Origin of the sequence: Devosia sp. Root685 (genome assembly GCF_001427875.1) — a bacterium.
Classification (GTDB): Bacteria; Pseudomonadota; Alphaproteobacteria; order Rhizobiales; family Devosiaceae; genus Devosia.
This window is the reverse complement of the sequence record NZ_LMHK01000001.1, coordinates 598,567-617,244: the sequence shown is the minus strand read 5'-3', so window position 1 is coordinate 617,244 and position 18,678 is coordinate 598,567. Positions and strand designations below refer to the sequence as shown.

General features: G+C 61.6%; 18 protein-coding genes. 12 read left to right on the top strand and 6 right to left on the bottom strand.

Annotated features, from left to right (window positions below):
* Nucleotides 1-168 precede the first annotated feature (168 nt).
* From ASD83_RS02965 to hflX, 4 genes are all read left to right on the top strand, one after another.
* Nucleotides 169-2,499, top strand: a complete 2,331-nt coding sequence (locus ASD83_RS02965) for a sensor histidine kinase NtrY-like (protein WP_082560924.1) — start codon at nt 169-171, stop codon at nt 2,497-2,499.
* The gene (locus ASD83_RS02960; RefSeq protein WP_056307783.1) at nt 2,500-3,882 is read left to right on the top strand and encodes a sigma-54-dependent transcriptional regulator; all 1,383 of its coding nucleotides are present in this window, start codon (nt 2,500-2,502) and stop codon (nt 3,880-3,882) included.
* Nucleotides 3,883-4,066: 184 nt separating this feature from the next.
* Nucleotides 4,067-4,318 (top strand): RNA chaperone Hfq, encoded by a 252-nt coding sequence (gene hfq / locus ASD83_RS02955; RefSeq protein WP_056307782.1) that lies wholly within the window; start codon nt 4,067-4,069, stop codon nt 4,316-4,318.
* A gap of 8 nt (nt 4,319-4,326) precedes the next feature.
* Nucleotides 4,327-5,694 carry a GTPase HflX gene (gene hflX, locus ASD83_RS02950; RefSeq protein WP_082560923.1) on the top strand — a complete coding sequence of 456 codons (1,368 nt, stop codon included), beginning with the start codon at nt 4,327-4,329 and terminating at the stop codon, nt 5,692-5,694.
* Nucleotides 5,695-5,697: 3 nt separating this feature from the next.
* Here hflX and mazG read toward each other — a convergent pair whose 3' ends face one another.
* A complete protein-coding gene (gene mazG, locus ASD83_RS02945; protein WP_056307780.1) occupies nt 5,698-6,510 on the bottom strand; it encodes a nucleoside triphosphate pyrophosphohydrolase in 813 nt (270 codons plus the stop codon).
* 146 nt (nt 6,511-6,656) lie between these two features.
* On the opposite strand from mazG, the gene ASD83_RS02940 reads away from it, so the two are divergent.
* Complete coding sequence (locus tag ASD83_RS02940) at nt 6,657-6,875, top strand: DUF6500 family protein (RefSeq protein WP_056307778.1); 219 nt, start codon at nt 6,657-6,659, stop codon at nt 6,873-6,875.
* Between the two features lie 30 nt (nt 6,876-6,905).
* Here ASD83_RS02940 and ASD83_RS02935 read toward each other — a convergent pair whose 3' ends face one another.
* From ASD83_RS02935 to edd, 4 genes are read right to left on the bottom strand one after another with little or no spacing between them, the layout of a single operon-like run.
* Nucleotides 6,906-7,856 (bottom strand): class 1 fructose-bisphosphatase, encoded by a 951-nt coding sequence (locus ASD83_RS02935; RefSeq protein ID WP_056307777.1) that lies wholly within the window; start codon nt 7,854-7,856, stop codon nt 6,906-6,908.
* Complete coding sequence (locus ASD83_RS02930; RefSeq protein ID WP_056307775.1) at nt 7,853-8,836, bottom strand: Gfo/Idh/MocA family protein; 984 nt, start codon at nt 8,834-8,836, stop codon at nt 7,853-7,855. The genes ASD83_RS02935 and ASD83_RS02930 overlap by 4 nt, the downstream gene beginning before the upstream one ends.
* Nucleotides 8,833-9,885 (bottom strand): aldose epimerase family protein, encoded by a 1,053-nt coding sequence (locus ASD83_RS02925; protein ID WP_056307772.1) that lies wholly within the window; start codon nt 9,883-9,885, stop codon nt 8,833-8,835. The genes ASD83_RS02930 and ASD83_RS02925 overlap by 4 nt, the downstream gene beginning before the upstream one ends.
* A complete protein-coding gene (gene edd, locus ASD83_RS02920; RefSeq protein ID WP_056307771.1) occupies nt 9,875-11,689 on the bottom strand; it encodes a phosphogluconate dehydratase in 1,815 nt (604 codons plus the stop codon). The genes ASD83_RS02925 and edd overlap by 11 nt, the downstream gene beginning before the upstream one ends.
* 235 nt (nt 11,690-11,924) lie before the next feature.
* On the opposite strand from edd, the gene ASD83_RS02915 reads away from it, so the two are divergent.
* Genes ASD83_RS02915 through ASD83_RS02885 form a run of 7 tightly spaced genes read left to right on the top strand, consistent with a single transcriptional unit; the run spans nt 11,925 to nt 17,865 of the window.
* Entirely contained in the window at nt 11,925-12,833 is a 909-nt protein-coding gene (locus ASD83_RS02915) for a PfkB family carbohydrate kinase (protein ID WP_056307769.1), read from the top strand.
* Nucleotides 12,830-13,882 (top strand): tagatose 1,6-diphosphate aldolase, encoded by a 1,053-nt coding sequence (locus ASD83_RS02910; RefSeq protein ID WP_056307767.1) that lies wholly within the window; start codon nt 12,830-12,832, stop codon nt 13,880-13,882. The genes ASD83_RS02915 and ASD83_RS02910 overlap by 4 nt, the downstream gene beginning before the upstream one ends.
* Nucleotides 13,879-14,550 (top strand): amino acid ABC transporter permease, encoded by a 672-nt coding sequence (locus ASD83_RS02905; protein WP_056307765.1) that lies wholly within the window; start codon nt 13,879-13,881, stop codon nt 14,548-14,550. The genes ASD83_RS02910 and ASD83_RS02905 overlap by 4 nt, the downstream gene beginning before the upstream one ends.
* A 3-nt stretch (nt 14,551-14,553) precedes the next feature.
* Nucleotides 14,554-15,198, top strand: a complete 645-nt coding sequence (locus ASD83_RS02900; RefSeq protein WP_056307763.1) for an amino acid ABC transporter permease — start codon at nt 14,554-14,556, stop codon at nt 15,196-15,198.
* Nucleotides 15,199-15,224: 26 nt separating this feature from the next.
* Nucleotides 15,225-16,016, top strand: coding sequence for a transporter substrate-binding domain-containing protein (locus ASD83_RS02895; RefSeq protein ID WP_056307761.1), 792 nt, complete (start codon nt 15,225-15,227; stop codon nt 16,014-16,016).
* A 56-nt stretch (nt 16,017-16,072) separates the two neighbouring features.
* Entirely contained in the window at nt 16,073-17,095 is a 1,023-nt protein-coding gene (gene fba / locus ASD83_RS02890; protein ID WP_056309814.1) for a class II fructose-bisphosphate aldolase, read from the top strand.
* Nucleotides 17,096-17,121: 26 nt separating this feature from the next.
* Nucleotides 17,122-17,865: an amino acid ABC transporter ATP-binding protein gene (locus tag ASD83_RS02885; RefSeq protein ID WP_056307759.1), complete on the top strand. Its 744-nt coding sequence runs from the start codon at nt 17,122-17,124 to the stop codon at nt 17,863-17,865.
* A 4-nt stretch (nt 17,866-17,869) separates the two neighbouring features.
* Here the strand turns inward: ASD83_RS02885 and ASD83_RS02880 are convergent, their stop codons facing one another.
* On the bottom strand, nt 17,870-18,616 hold the full coding sequence (locus tag ASD83_RS02880) for a FadR/GntR family transcriptional regulator (RefSeq protein ID WP_056307757.1): 747 nt from the start codon (nt 18,614-18,616) through the stop codon (nt 17,870-17,872).
* Nucleotides 18,617-18,678: the final 62 nt, after the last annotated feature.

Below are 18,678 nucleotides of genomic sequence, written 5' to 3'. Positions count from 1 at the left end.
GAACTTCTGCCCATCCTGAGGCGCACTGTCACATTTCGGCAACAATTATCTTGAAGGGTCCGCCGAATTGGGTCAGGCTTTGCGGCCTAAAGCAGCATTCACGCTCATTTTGCGTTGCGCCGTGGTGTCTTTGCTGGAACAGGAAAGCCGGAGAACTCTGAGTATTGCATGACTGAGGCGGTTAGCCGAGACATCGACGCCCCCGCCAAATCCGCGGCGAGGACGACCCTGGGACGTTCAATGTTCTCCGCCGAGGGGAATGGTCCCTTGCGCGTGCTTGGCTTTGTTGTCGTGTCCGCCTCGGTGCTCCTGTCCTCCGTGTCGTTCCTCATCCTCTCCGGCACGACCAATATCGAGCCTTCGGCCGAAATCTGGACGGTGATCTGGGTGGTCACCGGCATTCTGGTCTTGCTGGTTCTGGCGCTGGTGGTGACGGAGGCAGTCCTGCTCGTGCAGGCAAGATTGCAGCGCGTGCCGGGCTCGGCCTTGCAGATGCGCATGGTCGCCATGTTTGCGCTGGTCGCCGGCATTCCCGCTATTCTGGTGGCTATCGTTGCGACAATCGCCCTCAACCAGGGCCTCGACCAATGGTTCTCCGAACGCACCCGCTCCATGGTGGAAAGCAGCCGGCTCGTGGCTCGCTCCTATATGCTCGAGCATGCTCAGGTGCTGCGCGACGACATCATCTGGGTCGCGACGGAGCTGGAGCAATCCCACGAGACCTTCGTGGCCGATCCTTCCCGGTTTGAGCGCATCCTGAGAGCTTTGGCCGTAACCAGATCGCTGCCCTTCACCTCGTTGATAGACGGGGAGGGTAACACGATCTTGCGTGCGCAGATCAATGTCTCTGGAGGCTATCCCCGACTGCCGGCGGACATCGCCCATGGCGTCGTCGAAGGCATACCCACGGAGGTTTCGCCGGGCAGCACCAACCTTGTCGGTTCGGTCATCAAGCTGCGCGGCTATGACGACGTTTTCCTCTTCGTGGCGCGCCCGGTGGATGCGGAAGTACTTCAATATATGCGTCTAACTGACGATAATATCACGGAATATCGTCAGTACGCATCCAATCGCCTCGTCTTCCAGATCACCTTTACCATCATGTATGTGGGCCTGGTCGTGGTGCTGCTTCTGGCGGCGCTCTGGATCGGTATCGCGCTCGCCAATCGCTTCGTCGATCCGATCCGGAACCTCATGATTGCGTCGCGGCGGGTCAGCGGCGGCGACCTCGATGTGCGTGTGCCGGTTCAACAGGGCCGGGGCGATCTGCGCGACCTCTCCAACGGCTTCAACCGCATGACGGAGCAGCTCAAGACGCAGCGTGAAGAGCTGCTGATGGCCAACGAGGTCAACGAGAAGCGCCGTCAGTTTACCGAGGCTGTGGTGGAAGGCGTGTCGGCCGGCATCGTCGGTCTCGATCCCTTTGGCGCGGTGACGCTCGTCAATGCGCGGGCCTGCCAGATGCTCGACAAGACCGAAATCGAGATGATGGGCGAGAAGATGGAAGACATCCTGCCCGAAATCGCCCCGACTATCGAAAAAGCGCGTTCCGCCCGGCGCGGGCAGGTCCGCGATCAGATCCAGCTCGGCAATGAGACCAACCGGCGCATCTATCAGATCCAGCTCACCCGCGAGGGCTCGATAACCGAGTCAAAGGGCTATGTGCTGACCTTCGACGATATTACCGACCTCGAATCGGCGCAGCGCACCAGCGCCTGGGCCGATGTGGCGCGTCGTATTGCCCACGAAATCAAAAACCCGCTGACCCCGATTCAGCTATCGGCCGAGCGCCTGCGCCGCCGCTATGGCTCCAAGCTTGAGGATGACCGGGAAGTCTTCGATAAATGCATCAATACGATCGTCCGTCAGGTGGGCGATATTGGCCGCATGGTGGATGAATTTTCTGCCTTTGCCCGCATGCCGGAGGCGGCGCCGGAGCGCGCGGACCTGTCCGACACGATCCGCCAAGCTGTTTTTCTCGAGAGCGTACGCTTGCCCGAAGTTGCCATTGCCACAGAATTGCCCGATGAAGCGATCTATGCCTGGTTCGACACGCGGCTGGTATCGCAGTCGCTGACCAACCTGATCAAGAATGCCGTAGAGGCATTCGAGGGGCTGGACGTGGGCTCGGGTTGGCAGCCGGGTATCAGGGTCGAAGCGCATTACGAGGGCAATCATGCCCGCGTGTCGGTTTCCGACAACGGCAAGGGTTGGCCCAAGGAAAACCGGCAACGGTTGCTTGAGCCCTATATGACGACACGGGAAAAGGGAACCGGACTGGGTCTCGCCATCGTTGCAAGGATCATCGAGCAACATGGCGGGATCGTGGAACTGATCGACGCCGAACCCGACGAACAGGGCAGGGTGGGTGCCTGCGTGACCTTCACGCTACCCCTGCGCGCCCCGCAAAAGACAAATGAAAAGGACGATTCGGTCCAAGTCGAGCCCGAATTGACCCAAGAGGAGGAGTCGCTGGTGCCAGCGATTGTCCAGAAGTAGATGGCTCTAGATATTCTCATCATCGACGACGAAGACGATATCCGCGAACTTATTGCCGGCATTCTCGAAGACGAAGGTTTCGAGGCGCGCCAGGCGCATGACGCGGATAGCGGCCTCAACGAGATCGCCCGCCGGCGGCCGAGCCTGATTTTCCTCGATATCTGGATGCAGGGTTCGCGGCTCGACGGGTTGCAGCTTCTGGACGTTTTCCAGAGCCAGCACCCCGACATGCCCGTGGTAATGATCTCCGGTCACGGCAATGTCGAAACCGCTGTTTCGGCCATCCGCCGCGGCGCTTACGATTATATCGAGAAGCCCTTCAAGATCGACCGGCTGCTGCATGTGACCCAGCGGGCCATGGAAGCAACGCGCCTGCGCAGCGAAGTGGCCGAACTCAAGGAACGCTCGGCGTCCAAGAGCGCCGACATGGTCGGCGGCTCGCCCTCGCTGCAGCACGTGCGCGGTCTTATCGACAAGTCGGCGCCGACCAATTCGCGTATCTTCATTGCTGGCCCTTCAGGCGCAGGCAAGGGGCTCGTGGCGCGCCTGATCCATCAGCGCAGTCCGCGGAATGACGCGCCCTTTGTCGAGATCAACGCCTCTCTCTATGCGCCCGATGAAGTGTCGGTGGTCCTCTTCGGTCGCGAGGCTCGTGACAAGTCCGGCCTGTTGCAGGTCGAAGTCGGTGCGCTCGAACGTGCCCATGGCGGCACGCTCTATCTCTCGGAAGTCACGACGCTGCCGGCCCAGGTGCAGACGGCTCTCCTTCGGACGCTGGTCGAGAATCGCTTCAACCGCGTCGGCGGGGCCCAGGCCGTGCCTATCGATGTGCGGATCATCTCTTCGAGCTCGCAGAACGTCTCGGCGCTGACCGAAAGTGGCGAATTCCGTTCGGACCTCTTCCATCGCCTCGCAATCGTGCCGGTGCAATTGGTGCCGCTGAAAGAGCGCCGCGAAGACATTCCGCCACTGGTCAGCGTTTTCATCGAGCAGATCTGCCGTATGCACAATCTGCAGCGCATGACCATCGGCGAGGATGCCATTGCCGTCTTGCAGGCGCAGGATTGGCCGGGCAATGCGCGGCAATTGCGCAATTCCATCGAGCGCCTGCTCATCCTGATGAAGGATCAGCAGCCCGAGGATGGCGTGATCACGGCCAGCATGCTGCCTTCGGATATCGGTGAGGTTCTGCCGACCGTTGGCGACACCGATGCTTCGGCGCACCTGATGAGCTTGCCACTGCGCGATGCTCGCGAAGTCTTTGAACGGCAATATCTTTTGGCTCAGATCGAGCGATTCGGCGGCAATATTTCAAAGACCGCCGAATTTGTCGGCATGGAACGCAGCGCCCTGCATCGCAAGATCAAATCGCTGGGGCTTTGACACTGATATGAAAATGGCGGTGTGCCATGCACTTGCCGCGGGTAGGCAGGACAACCGATTTGTGGCATAGTTAGAAATGTATGATAATTCCGGGGGATGGAGACTGGGCGGCAGTCTTCAGAGGCCCGGGCGCAAGCGATTGCGAAACAACAGCGACAATAAATGCCGCGGTAAGAGGCCTAAAATGGCTAGTGAAAAGCAGCAAAACCTGCAGGATTCCTTTCTCAATCACGTTCGCAAGCAAAAGGTGCCGGTCACGATATTTCTCGTGAATGGCGTCAAGCTGCAGGGCGTGATCACCTGGTTCGACAATTTCTGCCTGTTGCTGCGTCGTGACGCACAGTCGCAACTGGTCTATAAGCACGCCATCTCGACGATCATGCCGGGCGCGCCGATCCAGCTGTTCGATCCCGAGCAGAACAACGACCACGACTGACGGACCATATGGACGATTTTGACGACGAGGATGGCCGCCTTCCGGGCGGCCCGAAGCCCTATATCGACCGGCAGGAACAGCCGACACGAGTGGGGCTAGTCTGTCCCGATGTGCGTGGAAAGTCGTCCTATCATAGCCTTGAAGCGCGCCAGGCCGAGTTCGAGGGCCTGGCTGGGGCGATCCGGCTCGACGTCATTTTCTCAGATGTCGTGAAAGTCCGCGAAATTCGTCCGGCCACCTATCTGGGGGCCGGGCACGTCGAATCCATTGCCGCCAAGGTGAAGGCCGAAGACATCGAACTCCTGCTGGTTGACGCGGCTTTGTCGCCCATCCAGCAGCGCAATCTCGAGCGCGAGACCCATACCAAGGTCCTCGACCGCACCGCGCTGATCCTCGAAATTTTCGGCGAACGTGCCGCGACCCGCGAAGGTGTGTTGCAGGTCGAGCTTGCCCATCTCAATTACCAGAAGGGGCGCCTCGTGCGCTCCTGGACCCACCTTGAACGCCAGCGCGGCAGCGGCGGTACGGGCTTTATGGGCGGCCCCGGCGAAACCCAGATCGAAAGCGATCGCCGGCAGATCACCGACCGTATCGTGCTTCTGGAAGATCGCCTCGACAAGGTGAAGAAGACGCGCACCCAACAGCGTCAACAGCGTCTTCGTGCCGCCATTCCCGTCGTTGCACTGGTAGGCTACACCAATGCGGGCAAGTCGACGCTGTTCAACCGGTTAACCGGGGCAGGGGTGTTTGCGGAAGACCTGCTCTTTGCGACCCTCGATACGACAGTCCGAAAAATCGAACTGCCACACGGTCGCGAAGTCATGCTCAGCGATACCGTTGGTTTCGTCGCCGACCTGCCGCACGATCTCGTCGCCGCCTTCCGGGCGACGCTCGAAGAAGTGGTTGATGCCGACATTATTCTCCATGTGCGCGATATCGCCAATCCCGATCACTCGGGCCAGGCGCAGGATGTTCTAACCGTCCTTGACGAGCTCGGCGTTTCCTCGGAATCAACGCCGATCATCGAGGTCTGGAACAAGATCGATTTGCTCGAAGAACCCGCGCTGGCTCTAGCGGCCGCTGCGCCCGCGGGCAAGGTGCTGACCAGCATGCCGGTGTCGGCCCATACCGGGCAGGGCATCGAGGAACTGCTCAAGCTGATCGAGCGCTCGCTGGGCGAGCAGAGCCGCACCTATCACGTCCACATACCCCATAGCGCCGGCAGCGATATCGGCTGGCTCCACTCGCATGTGGAAGTCGTTTCGCGCGACGAACCGACCGAAAAGGGCATGGACTACGTCGTCCGCGTCGATCCGCGGCACAAGACGGCGTTTCTTGAGCGCTTCAACGGCCGGATCGCACTGTCGGACCTCTAAGAGCTACTTAGCTTTGTCGGCGGCGCGGACTTCGTTCCAGTAGCCGTCGAGACGATCGAGTCCGGCAGCGCCGGGCTCGATGTCATCTTCGCGGCAGCGCGCTTCGACATAGTGAAACCGGCGCGTGAACTTGGCATTGGCGTCTCGAAGCGCCGCTTCAGCATCGACGCCAGCATGGCGCGCCAGATTGGCGACGGCAAAGAGCAGGTCGCCGATCTCCTCATGCACGGCTGCATTGTCGTCCGCCTGCTGCGCCTCGGCCACCTCGGCGACTTCCTCCTCGACCTTGGCCATGACAGAAGCAAAATCCGGCCAATCGAAGCCAACCTTGGCGGCCTTCTTGGTCAGCTTTTCGGCGCGGGCCAGGGCAGGGAGCACCTGCGGCACATCATCGAGCACCGAGGTAACCTCATCGCCGCGCCGGGCAGCTTTGGCGGCGCGTTCCTGCGTCTTGATCGCCTCCCAATTGACCTGGGCGCCGGCGGCACTGTCCGCGATGATATCGCCAAAGACATGCGGATGCCGGCGGATCAGCTTTTCGGTGATGGCGTAGACGACATCGCCAATATCGAAATGTCCGGCTTCCTTGGCCATCTGCGCATGGAAAACGGGCTGTAGCAGCAGATCGCCAAGCTCTTCCTTGAGATCATGAAAATCCTGCCGCTCGATGGCATCAGCCACCTCGTAGGCTTCCTCGATCGTATAGTGGCGGATCGTGGAAAAATCCTGTTCGAGATCCCACGGGCAACCACTCTCGGGATCGCGCAGCGCGGCCATGATTTCGATGAGGCGGGAAATGTCGCGAGAGGGCTGCATGGGCGAATATCCGGAGAATCGTTTCGGCCATCATAGAGGGCGGCGCGCGACAAGGGCTCCTGTGGAAAGCGCCAGCAATGCAGATTCCCACTGACAGGTTCTGGCCGGCGTTGCGCCATGTCTGAGCACCACAGAAAGGACCAACCATGCGCGCCAGCCTCAGGCAAAAAGCCATTGCCGTTTGCACCGACAAGATCGCCAGGAAGGGCGAGGGCGTCGGACTGTCTTTCTACGCCTTCTTCGCGAACCGGAATGACGATCCCGATCTGCTCATGGAAGCCGCCGAGTGGTGGATCAAGACCCACGAACTGGACCACTTCGAGAAAGCAGCCAAAATCCGCGACATGATCCAGTCAGGGCTGTAGATCACTTGGGCAACCAGGTGATCCGATTGCTCAGGGATCACAGTTTTCCGGCGCCGAAATCAACGATGTAAGCTCATTCGTGTCGCCTGCCATGAACCCGACACGTTGATGCAGGTGTTGCGGGGTCAGCTGCAAGGTATCGCCGGCAGCGCCTCCGGCACTCTCGATGATCAAGGCGATGGGGTTGCATTCGTAAAGCAGCCGCAGCTTGCCATTGGGGCGGTCTGACTGCTCGGGATAGAGAAACATCCCGCCCTGATGCAGGACGCGGTGAATATCGGCGACCATCGAGCCGACCCAGCGCATGTTATAGTCGCCGCTGTCGAGGCGCTTGGTAAGCGCTTTGGCAAGCGCGGGTGACCAGCGCGACAAATTCGAGACATTGGCGCCGATCGTCCGGTTGCCGGGCGGGATTTTGAGGCTTTCGTGGGTGAGGACGAACGCGCCGCTCTCGGCGTCCGCGGTGAACTGAACGGCCCTTCCAGCCAGCGCGAGCACCAGCACGACCTGTGGTCCATAGGCGATATATCCAGCCGCGAGCTGCCGTGTTCCCGGCTGCAGGAAGGTGGCGTCGCCTGAGGCTGATGGTGACGCTGGCAGAATGGAAAAGATCGTTCCGACGGTCACATTGACGTCGATATTGCTCGATCCGTCGAGGGGGTCGAAGGCGACCAGAAAGCCCGCATCGGGATGCTCGAAAACCACGGCGTGGTCTTCCTCCTCCGAGGCGATGGCGGCAACCGGTGCATTGGCCGCAAGGTGCGCCTTGCAGATGTCGTTGGCGAGCACGTCCAGGCGCTTCTGCGTTTCGCCCTGAACGTTGACGGCACCTGCGCTGCCCAGGGCGCCGGTCAATGCGCCCCCACGGATCAGCGTGGCAATCTCCGCGCCTGCCCTGGCAATAGTGGCGATGACGGAGGCAAGGCGTTCCTCGGAATGCTGGGCCAACCAGACCTCGAGAGTGGTGGTGTATTGGGTCATGCGATGCTTTCGATGGCGAGGCGGCCGCTGGTTCGAGCCGAGCGGATAGCGGAGAGAGCCGCGGATAGGGCTATGGCGCCGTCGCGGCCTGAGGCCGCAGGGGGAGTGCCTGCCGCAATGGCGCGATGCAGGTCGCGGATCACTTCGGCATAGGGGTTTTCGTGATCGACAGGCAGTGGCCGCGTGCCGTTGGCGTCCGAAATGCCGAGCGTGCCGGCTGGCCGGCCCGAGAGGCAGTCCTCGGCAATGAGACGCCCTCGGTCGCCGATGACCTCGATGCGCGTCTGGCCATGAGGGGCGTTGAAGTCGTCATAGAACTGCGCCAGGACACCACCGTCAAATTCCAGCACGCCCATGATGGCTTGTGCCGGCTGGTCTGGCGGACCGCTGGTCGAGGCATTGACGGCTATCGGCTCGGTGCCCAGCAGGAAGCGCAATAAGTCGACGTCGTGCACGGTCTTGTCGAGCGCTATGCCCGACCCTTCGCCACTCAACCGCCAGCGGCGCAGCTCTTCGGGCAGCCAGCCGCCATTGCTGACGATGATGGCGCGAACCTGGCCGACCGCGCCCGCGCGCATTTGTTCGCGTATGGCCCGGTTTACCCCATTGTGCCGCAGGTGGTGGTTGACCGCCAGCACCCGCCGCGCTGTCTCGGCTGCCGCTACCATGGCGCGTGCATCCTCGATACTGGTGGCGACCGGCTTTTCACAAAGCACATGGCAGCCGGCAGCCAGCGCCGTCAGAGCCTGAGTACAATGGCGGTCATTGGTGCTGGAAATATAAACGGCATCGGCGCCCGACAGCGCGTGCCTGATGTCGGTCACGGCCAGTGGCAGGGCGAAGTCGGCGGCAAAAGCGCTGGCGCGGTCAAGGTCGCCCGACTGCACCGCAACGATCGTGCCTCCGACAGCGCGAATGGCCGAAACCATGCGCTGCCGGGCAATTGTCGAGGCGCCGAGCAGCGCCCAGCGGAGGCTCATAGCGCGACCGTTGAAAAGGCAATGTCCATGCGGTGCTCATAGATTTCGCCGGGGCGCAGCACAGAGGAGGGGAAGGCCGGCACGTTTGGGGCATTAGGGAAGTTCTGCGTCTCCAGCGCAAAGCCTGCATAGCGTTGATAGAGCGCGCCGCCCTTGCCCGGCGTGGGCGCATCGGCAAAGTGATTGGCCGTATAGAGCTGCACGCCCGGCTGGTTCGAGCGGATGCTCAGGGCGCGGCCACTCGCGGGGTCATGGGCTTCGGCCGAAAGCCGCATCGTGCCATCGAAATCGGTATGGCATAGATTGTGGTCATAGCCGCCGCCTGGCCAGGCCGCGGCGATATCGCGGCCGATCGGCTTTGCCGTGGTGAAGTCGAAAGGCGTGCCGGCGACCGCGACAATTTCTCCGGTCGGAATCTTGTCCGGCGTGACCGGCGTATAGCGATCCGCGGCGATCCGCAGCATCTGTCCCTCGACGCTGCCGCTTCGATGCCCGCCCAGATTCCAATAGCCGTGATAGATCAGGTTGACCACGGTGGTGCGATCGCTTGTCGCGCGCATTGTTATCGAAAGCGTGCCCTCTTCTGAGAGGCGATAGGTGGTGCTGGCATCCAGCGCGCCGGGATAGCCCTGGTCGCCGTCCGGACTGTGGAGCCGGAATTCGACGCTGTTGTTCTCGGGATGAGGGTGGGCACTCCAGAAGCGCTTGCCAAAGCCGGGCATGCCGCCATGCAGGTGGTGGGCGCCGTTGTTGCGGGGCAAGTCATAGGGTCTGCCATCGAGCACAAAGCGGCCGTCTGCCATTCGGTTGGAATGGCGGCCGCAAATGGCGCCGGAATTGCCCGGCTTGGTCACATAGTCGGCCGGATCGTCATAGCCGAGCACGATATCGTCGATTTTGCCGGTGCGGTCGGGCCGGGTCAGCCGGGTCAGGATGGCCCCGAAGGTCATGACCTCGATGCTGGTACCGCCCGCCGACAGGCGATAGGCCTCGACGGCCTGGCCGTCGATATTGCCCAGAACGATCTTCAGGATGGTGCTATGCGACAATGCTGGCTCCTGTCTCAGCGCCGCTGGCCATGCCGCGCAGCTTGGTGAAAAGTTCGCGGCCGGCACCTCGCTGGTTGCGATAGGGCGGCGGCGGTGTGGTGCGGCTGGCGAACTCCGCCGGATCGACCAGCACGTCGAGACGCCCACTGGTGGCGTCGAGGCGCAGCATGTCGCCGTCGCGCAAAAGCGCGATAGGGCCCCCGTCGGCCGCTTCGGGGGTGACGTGAATGGCGGCGGGAACCTTGCCCGAAGCGCCGGACATTCGCCCATCGGTAACGAGGGCGACCTTGAGGCCGCGGTCCTGCAACACGCCAAGGGCCGGCGTCAGCTTGTGCAATTCGGGCATGCCGCAGGCCTTGGGCCCCTGATAGGGCAGGACGGCAATGAAATCTTCGGTCAACTCACCGGCCTTGAAGGCGTCGAGCAGGGCGGCCTGAGAATGGAAGACGCGGGCAGGGGCCTCGACGCGCTGATGCTCTGGCGCGACGGCCGACACCTTGATGACGGCGCGGCCCAGCGCCCCGTCGAGCAGCTTCAATCCGCCGCTCGGATCGAACGGATTGACGGCCGGGCGCAGCACGCCGTCGTCGCCGCTTTCGGTGGCGGCGTCGCGCCAGACCAGTTCGCCGTCTTCGAGGAAAGGCTCCTGCGTATAGGCCGCCAGTCCCTCACCCAGTATCGTGGTGACATCGTCATGCAACAAGCCCGCATCGCGCAGTGTTCGCATCAGGAAGCCCATGCCACCGGCGGCGTGGAAATGGTTGATATCGGCCGAGCCATTGGGATAGGCGCGCACCAGCAATGGCACGATGTCTGAAAGATCAGAGAAATCGTCCCAGGTCAGGATGATGCCGGCCGCGCGCGCCATGGCGATCAGGTGCATGGTATGATTGGTCGATCCGCCGGTGGCCAGCAACCCGACAATGCCGTTGACGAAGGCTGGTATGTCGAGGATTTGCGCGATCGGGGTGTGCCCATGCCCGGGTTCGGCCAGGGTCACTGCGCGCAGCGCGGCGGCCTTGGTCAGCGCATCGCGCAAAGGGGTGTTGGGATTGACGAAGCTTGAGCCGGGCAGGTGCATACCCATGATTTCCATCAGCATTTGATTGGAATTGGCAGTGCCGTAAAAGGTGCAGGTGCCCGCCGAATGGTAGGACTTCGCCTCGGCCTCAAGCAGGTCCGCGCGGCCGACCTTGCCTTCGGCATAAAGCTGGCGCACCCGCACCTTTTCCTTGTTGGGCAGGCCGGACGGCATAGGCCCTGCGGGCACGAATACAGCCGGCAGATGCCCGAAGGTGAGGGCGCCGATGACGAGGCCCGGCACGATCTTGTCGCAGACCCCAAGATAGAGCGCGGCGTCGAAGGCGTCGTGGCTCAGGGCAATGGCCGTCGACATGGCAATGACATCGCGTGAGAACAGCGAAAGCTCCATGCCGTCCTGCCCCTGGGTGATGCCGTCGCACATGGCCGGGACGCCGCCCGCCACTTGCGCCACTGCACCAACCTCGCGCACGGCACTTTTGATCAGCGCGGGATAGGCCTCGAAGGGCTGATGGGCCGAAACCATATCATTGTAAGACGTGACGATGCCCACATTGATGGCCTTCGGCGCGAGCAGTGCACGCTTCTCACCCGGAACGCAGGCGGCTGCTATATGAGCGATGTTGCCGCAACTCAGGTGATTGCGTCGCGGTCCGTTCTCAAGGCTCACCGCGACCTGATCGAGGTAGGCGCCCCGCGACTCGGCGGACCGCTCCTCGATGCGCCTCGTCACCCGCGCAATGGCCCGGTTCAGCGTTGTCATGCATAGGCTCCTGCTGAGAAAAATGAGCCTGATTGCGGCTCTTTCGATAGCTTGTAAATTTTATTGACTACATGTCAAGCGACGTCTAAGGTCCGGACAAATAGCGAGCGGGCCACAAGGAGCCTGCTGAGGATTGCACAAAGCCAGCCCTGCTCAAGTCGCGCCATCGCCTGGCGCGGAAGCGCTTTCGGCTTGCCCAATTGTGAAATGACCGCAGGGTCATGGAGACGTGATTATGTCGAGCCGTCGTATCGTGACATTGGGTAATGCCTTCCTCGACACGATTGTGTACCTGCCCGTCTTGCCGACCGCGCCAACCAAAATCCGCGCCACCGATGTGCGTCGCACTGGTGGTGGTATCGCGGCAACCGCCGCCTATACAACAGCCGTTCTTGGTGCCGAAACCATCTATTGGGGCCGTCTGGGCCAGGATGAAACGGGCGACCAGATATTGACGCGTCTCAACGCTGTCGGCGTCCAGACGGAAGCGGTGCGTCGCGTCGAAGGCGGCGTCAGCCCGATCGGTACCGTTCTTGTATCGCCCGGCGGGGACCGCATGGCCTTTGGCTTTATCGGCCGCGATCTTGGCGACGAGGCCGATTGGCTTCCCTTGGAGCAGCTCGAGGGCGTGCACGGCGTCCTTGCCGACTATAGCTGGTGGGAGGGTGCCGCAGCGGTGTTCGAGGCGGCGCGGGCGCGTGGCATTGTCAGTGTGCTCGATGCCGATGTTGGCGACATGGACGCGGTGCGGCGCTTGCTCAATCTGCCTGACCACGTTGTCTTTTCGTCCGCCTGTCTGGCCCGGCTGGCCGATACCGCCGATATCGAGGCTGGCCTGCGTTACGCCAGTGCTCATTGCCGCGGCGTTGTGGCCGTGACCGATGGTGAACACGGATTTTTCTGGCTCGACGGCGATGTGGTGCGCAACGTCCCGGCCTTTCCGGTCGTCGCTATTGATACCAATGGCGCAGGCGATATTTTCCACGGCGCCTATACTCTCGGCCTTGCCGAGGGACTCGATGTCGAACGCGCCGCGCGCTTCGCCGGCGCCACTGCAGCCCTAAAATGCGCACGCGGCAGCGGCTGGGAAAGCATCCCGGATCGCGCCGCCGTCAACGCCCTGCTGAACGGGAGCAATTCATGAATATCACGCCCGGCAAGCTCTGGGGTCTGCGTCGGCTGGCCGATGACCAAGGCCGTTTCAAGATGCTGGCGATGGACCAGACCGGCCCCATCGTCAATCCGATCAAGGCTGCGCTCGGTCTCGATCACGCCCCCTATGCCGATGTGTCCGCGGTCAAGCGCCTGCTGGGCAAACATCTGGCTCCCAAGGCTTCGGCCGTTCTGATCGATCCGCCGCTCGGCTATGCCGCCGCGGTCGATGGTCTTTCGCCGCGTAAGGGTCTCCTCGTAGCCACCGAATGGGCAACCTGGGAAGTGACCGAAACTGGCCGCAAATCCTCCAATATTCCCTTCTGGGATCCATCGGTCATCCGCCGCATCGGCGGCGATGCCGTAAAGGTCAACCTCTGGTATCGCTCCGATGTCAGCGATGACGTCAAGGCGCACCAGCTAGACTATCTCGATAGCGTCAAGCAGGCCTGCCGCGACAACGACATTCCCTTCGTGTTGGAATTTTTAGTCTATCCCTTTCCTTCGGAAACACCTGAGGCTTTTGCCGCCCGTCGCGTTGCGCTGGTGCTGCAAGCCCTGGGCGATGCCGATGTGATGAATCCCGATGGTGTCGAGCTTTATAAGCTCGAGCCGCCCACCGAGGTCGTGAATGTGCCTGATCCCCATGGTCCGGGCGCAGCGGCGGTGCAGGCACGGTTCGACAGCATGGCGGCGGGTATTCATCGCCCCTGGGTGCTGCTCAGCGCCGGCGCGACGCCGCGCGACTTCATCCATCTGCTGACCTATGCCTTCCGGTCCGGCGCCAGCGGTTATCTTGCCGGCCGCGCCATCTGGGCCGCAGCTTTCTCGCGCTTCCCCGATCTCGATGCCATGGAGGCCGCGCTCGTCAACGAGGCCCCGGCACTGATGGACGAACTCAATGCCCTCACGGATGCCCACGCGACGGCCTGGACCGGGCATGCGGCTTGGCAGGATGGCGTCACCATGATGCCGGCCGGCGAACAGTTCGCGCCCGCTTATGGGCGCTTTGCCCAGACAGGGTCATTGGTGGCATTGTGAACGCTCTCGATTTCAGTGGCGTCATTGCCCGCAGCGATCTGCTGATCAAAGGCGTATGGCTGACCGCGCAGATTTCGCTGGCGGCCATGGTCTTCGCACTGATCATCGGCGTTCTGGCCGCGGTGCTGACCTTAGCCGGCAACAAGTTTTTGCGCTGGCCCGTGCTGGCCTATGTCGAAGTCATCCGCAACACGCCCTTCATCGTTCAGGTCTTCCTGATCTATTTCGGTCTGCCGGCGCTGGGCCTGCGACTCGAACCCATCAGCGCGGCAATCCTCGCCATGTCGATCTATGGCGGCGCCTATACCAGCGAGATCATCCGGGCCGGCATCCAGTCGATCGGCAAGGGTCAGATCGAAGCGGGCAGGGCGCTTGGCATGTCCCCGCTCACCATCTTCCGTTACGTCGTGCTCAAGCCAGCTTTGTCCTCGGTGTTCCCCTCGCTGGTGGCCCAGTTCATCCTACTGTTGCTGTCATCGAGCGTGGTTTCGGCCATTTCGGTGCCTGAACTGACCGGCACCGGCAATGACATCCAGGGCCTCACCCTGCGCAACATGGAAATCTACCTCGTTATCGCGGTGATCTATGTCGGCCTCGTCGCCGCACTCAAGGGCGGCATGACGGTGCTGGAACGTGTCCTCTTTCCCTTCAAGTTCCTGAGGCGCTGAGCCATGTTTCAACAGTTCAGCTTCAACCACGTCCTGTTCATGCTCACCGGCCTCGGCTGGACCATCGGATTGGCTGCCATTGCCCTGGTGGGCGGCTCGATCGCGGGCTCGGTGCTGACCCTGATGCGGGTGTCGAGCAATCCGGTGCTGAGCCGCATCGCGCAGTTCTATATTTTTGTCGTCCAGGGCACACCGCTGCTGGTCACTCTGTTCATCGCCTATTTCGGAACGACCTATCTCGGCTTTTCGATTGCGCCGCTGACCGCCATTGCCGTGGCCTTCTCGTTCTACGCGGCGGCATTTCTGGGCGATATCTGGCGCGGCGCCATTCAGTCCGTGCCGGTCGGCCAGCGCGAGGGCGCCCACGCCCTGGGCCTCAGCCGGGCCCATGCCATGCGCTACATCATCGTGCCGCAGGCCATTCGCATCGCCACGCCGCCGACGGTCGGCTTCTTCGTGCAGCTCATCAAGAACACCTCGCTGGCCTCGGTGGTCGGCATTGTGGAACTGACGCGCACCTCGCAGATCGTCAGCAATGCCACCTTCAAGCCGCTCGAGGTCTATCTGACGGCCGCGCTGTTCTACTTCCTCGTCTGCTTCCCCATCACGCTCTTCAGCCGCAGTCTCGAAAGACGGCTGAGCGCTTGAACCATCATCACCGGAGGAGAAACCTGATGATCCGCATAGCTCGTAACCTTGCCTTAGCTGCCGCCGCAACCATGGTCATGTCGAGCGCCGTCATGGCGCAGGCCACCAATACGCTCGATGAGATCGTGGCGCGTGGCAAGATCGTGGTCGGCATTTCGCTGTCGACCCCGCCCTATGGCATGACCGATGCCGACCTCAAGCCGGCTGGCTTCGACGTCGCCATCGCCAACCTGATCGCCCGCGATCTGGGCGTCGAACTGGAAATCCTCGATCAGGTGTCCCAGTCGCGCATTCCGAACCTGACCAGCAACAAGGTTGATATCGTTGTATCCTCGCTGGGGATCACCGCCGAGCGCGCCAAGGCGATCATGTATACCAATGCCATCTATGTCGATGAGCAGATGGTGATCGCGCCGACCTCTGCAGAAATTGCCACGCTGAACGATCTCGTAGGCAAGCGCGTCGGCGTAACCCGCTCGACCACCAATGACACGATCATCACCGAAAAGGCCGTGGAAGGCACCAATATCCAGCGCTTCGACGATGACGCCGCCACCAACCAGGCGCTGTTTGCCGGTCAGGTCGATGCCATCGTTTCCGGTGTCGCCGCTGCCAATGCCATCAACGCCGAGACTGACCAGTTCCAGCGCAAGTTCGCAGTGCGCCAGTCGCCAATGGGTATCGGCGTACGCCGTGGCGATGCCGACCTGCACCAGTGGCTGAATACCGAGATCATGCTGCTGTGGAACTCGGGCGAAATCCAGGCTGCCCAGCAGCAATGGCTCGGCATCACCAATGACGAACTGCCCCGCTTCTAATCCCTTTCGGTCCCGCGTCGCTGATGCGGGGCCACAATCCCAACAAGGCTGAAATCATGTCCCGCATCACTCTTCGCCAGCTTCTCGATCATGCCGCTGAACACCTGTATGGCGTTCCCGCATTCAGCGTCACCAGCATGGAGCAGATGCTGGCCGTTTTGGCTGCCGCCGATGCGGTCGACGCGCCGGTTATCTTGCAGGTCGGCACCAAGGCGCGTGCCTATGCTGGCGACGTCATGATCGAGCATCTGTTCGCCGCGCTTGAAAAGCTCTACCCCCATATTCCGATGGTCGTGCATCAGGATCACGGCAATAGCGAAGCCACTTGTGCCACCGCTTTGCAGCACAAGTTCAGCTCGGTCATGATGGATGGCTCGCTCCTGGCCGACGCCAAGACCCCGTCGGACTACGACTACAACGTCCGTGTCACGGCCTCGGTATCCAATATGGCCCATTTCATGGGTGCGTCGGTCGAAGGCGAAATTGGCGTCTTGGGCAAGCTGGAGAGCCGCAATGACGAGCGCCTGCTGACCGATCCGGATCAGGCCGTTGCCTTCGTCAAGGCCACCAAGGTCGATGCGCTGGCCATCGCCATGGGCACCTCCCATGGCGCCTACAAGTTCAGCCGCAAACCCGACGGCGATGTGTTGGCCATGGACCGGCTGGAGGAAATCCACCGGCGCCTGCCGGACACCCATTTGGTGATGCATGGCTCGTCCTCGGTTCCCCAGGAGCTGCAGGACATCATGAACAAGTACGGTGCCGACATCAAACAGACCTGGGGCGTGCCGATCGAGGAAATCCAGCGCGGCATCAAGCATGGTGTGCGCAAGGTCAATATCGACACCGACAACCGCATGGCGCTTGTTGGCCAGATCCGCAGGGTTTTGCATGAAGACCCCAAGGAATTCGACATCCGCAACATGATGAAGCCCGGCATGGACGCTATTACCGCGCTCTGCCGCCAGCGCCTCGAAGAGTTCGGCACGGCCGGTCACGCCAGCAAGATCAAGGTCATCACCATGGCCGATATGGCGCAGCGCTACGCGTCGGGCCAGCTTGATCCCAAAATCCAGTAACGACTGCGACAGGTTGGAATTTTACGATGAGTGCAAGCGATAGCGTGGTCAGCGCCCGGAAAGTCAGCAAGTTCTTTGCCGGCTTCCAGGCGCTCAGGGATATCGACCTTGATGTCGTCAAGGGCGAAACCATTGTGGTGTGCGGACCCTCGGGCTCGGGCAAATCGACGCTGATCCGGTGCCTCAACGCACTGGAACAGCATCAGTCCGGCGAACTGGTGGTCTGCGGCATCGAACTGACCGCCGCGCGTCAGTCCATCGACGCCGTGCGGCGGCGGACCGGCATGGTGTTCCAGAATTTCAACCTGTTCCCGCATATGACAGTCATCGAGAATTGCATGATCGCCCCGATGAAGGTCAAAGGCATGTCGCGCGACGAAGCGCGGGCGACGGCCGAACGCTTCCTCAAGCGTGTGCATATCCCCGAACAGGCGGACAAATATCCCGCCCAGCTTTCTGGTGGCCAGCAGCAGCGCGTCGCCATTGCCCGCGCCCTGTCGATGAACCCAGATGTCATGCTGTTCGACGAACCGACCTCGGCGCTCGATCCCGAAATGGTGCGCGAAGTGCTTGATACTATGGTAGAATTGGCGAGGGAAGGCGCCACCATGATCTGCGTCACCCATGAAATGAACTTCGCCCGTCAGGTCGCCGATCGGGTCATCTTCATGGATAAAGGCAACATCATCGAGTCAGGGGCCCCCGAAACCTTCTTTGCCAAGCCCGAAACGGACCGCGCCCGCGAGTTTTTGGCGCAAATCCTGCACTGACTTCTCAGCCTTGGGCGTTGTCCAGCGCCTGGCTGTTTTCCAGATGCCGTGCATCTAGCACCGCCGCCCGAGCCTGCATGAGATGATATTTCATGTAGCTTCCGGCGGCGTCGCTGTCTTCGGCGGCAATCGCGTCGAGAATGCGGGTATGTTCTTCGATAATGCGCAGCCGCCGCCCGGCCGAGCGCTCGCGCGCCAGTTCCAGCCCGATATTCATCGTCTCGGTCACCGGCTGGCGCAGATCATTCAACAGGTCACAGAAATAGTCATTGCCAGCCGCACGCGCCACGGCATCGTGAAACTCGATGTCCTGCTCTTGCCCCAGCTTTCCGGCGGCAATGGCATCGCGCAAGGCCTCGATGGCCTGGCGGCCGCGATCAAGGTCGGCACGCGTGCGCCGCTGCGCGGCAAGGCGCGCGGCTTCGACTTCGAGCACGATGCGCGGCTCGAACGAGCGCAGAAAACTTGAAATCTCGGTTGTGTTGGCCAGCTCGGTCAAGCGCGTCGAGGGCTGCGTCGATACAAAGGTGCCGACCCCGCGGCGCGACTGAATGAGGCCATCAGTTGTCAGCCGCAGCAGCGCCTCGCGCACGACCGGGCGGGACACCGCAAAGCTGAACGACAGCTCCGCCTCGGAGGGCAGCTTGTCACCCGAAGCAAATCTGCCCGAGGTAATCTCGGCCAAAATCTGGCCGTAGACAGTATCGGCGAGACGTTCCTTACGGGCAGGCTTGAGCGCGAAATTGGTCATGCCAGAAGCTACCTAATATGAACAATGACGGCAATCGAAGCGGCAAAGAAATAGCGAGGCTA

Bases quoted from the DNA above. Each gene is read 5' to 3' on its own strand.
- ASD83_RS02965 (WP_082560924.1), top strand. From the start codon at position 169: ATGACTGAGGCGGTTAGCCGAGACATCGACGCCCCCGCCAAATCCGCG.
- ASD83_RS02960 (WP_056307783.1), top strand. From the start codon at position 2,500: ATGGCTCTAGATATTCTCATCATCGACGACGAAGACGATATCCGCGAA.
- hfq (WP_056307782.1), top strand. From the start codon at position 4,067: ATGGCTAGTGAAAAGCAGCAAAACCTGCAGGATTCCTTTCTCAATCAC.
- hflX (WP_082560923.1), top strand. From the start codon at position 4,327: ATGGACGATTTTGACGACGAGGATGGCCGCCTTCCGGGCGGCCCGAAG.
- mazG (WP_056307780.1), bottom strand. From the start codon at position 6,510: ATGCAGCCCTCTCGCGACATTTCCCGCCTCATCGAAATCATGGCCGCG.
- ASD83_RS02940 (WP_056307778.1), top strand. From the start codon at position 6,657: ATGCGCGCCAGCCTCAGGCAAAAAGCCATTGCCGTTTGCACCGACAAG.
- ASD83_RS02935 (WP_056307777.1), bottom strand. From the start codon at position 7,856: ATGACCCAATACACCACCACTCTCGAGGTCTGGTTGGCCCAGCATTCC.
- ASD83_RS02930 (WP_056307775.1), bottom strand. From the start codon at position 8,836: ATGAGCCTCCGCTGGGCGCTGCTCGGCGCCTCGACAATTGCCCGGCAG.
- edd (WP_056307771.1), bottom strand. From the start codon at position 11,689: ATGACAACGCTGAACCGGGCCATTGCGCGGGTGACGAGGCGCATCGAG.
- ASD83_RS02915 (WP_056307769.1), top strand. From the start codon at position 11,925: ATGTCGAGCCGTCGTATCGTGACATTGGGTAATGCCTTCCTCGACACG.
- ASD83_RS02910 (WP_056307767.1), top strand. From the start codon at position 12,830: ATGAATATCACGCCCGGCAAGCTCTGGGGTCTGCGTCGGCTGGCCGAT.
- ASD83_RS02900 (WP_056307763.1), top strand. From the start codon at position 14,554: ATGTTTCAACAGTTCAGCTTCAACCACGTCCTGTTCATGCTCACCGGC.
- ASD83_RS02895 (WP_056307761.1), top strand. From the start codon at position 15,225: ATGATCCGCATAGCTCGTAACCTTGCCTTAGCTGCCGCCGCAACCATG.
- fba (WP_056309814.1), top strand. From the start codon at position 16,073: ATGTCCCGCATCACTCTTCGCCAGCTTCTCGATCATGCCGCTGAACAC.
- ASD83_RS02885 (WP_056307759.1), top strand. From the start codon at position 17,122: ATGAGTGCAAGCGATAGCGTGGTCAGCGCCCGGAAAGTCAGCAAGTTC.
- ASD83_RS02880 (WP_056307757.1), bottom strand. From the start codon at position 18,616: ATGACCAATTTCGCGCTCAAGCCTGCCCGTAAGGAACGTCTCGCCGAT.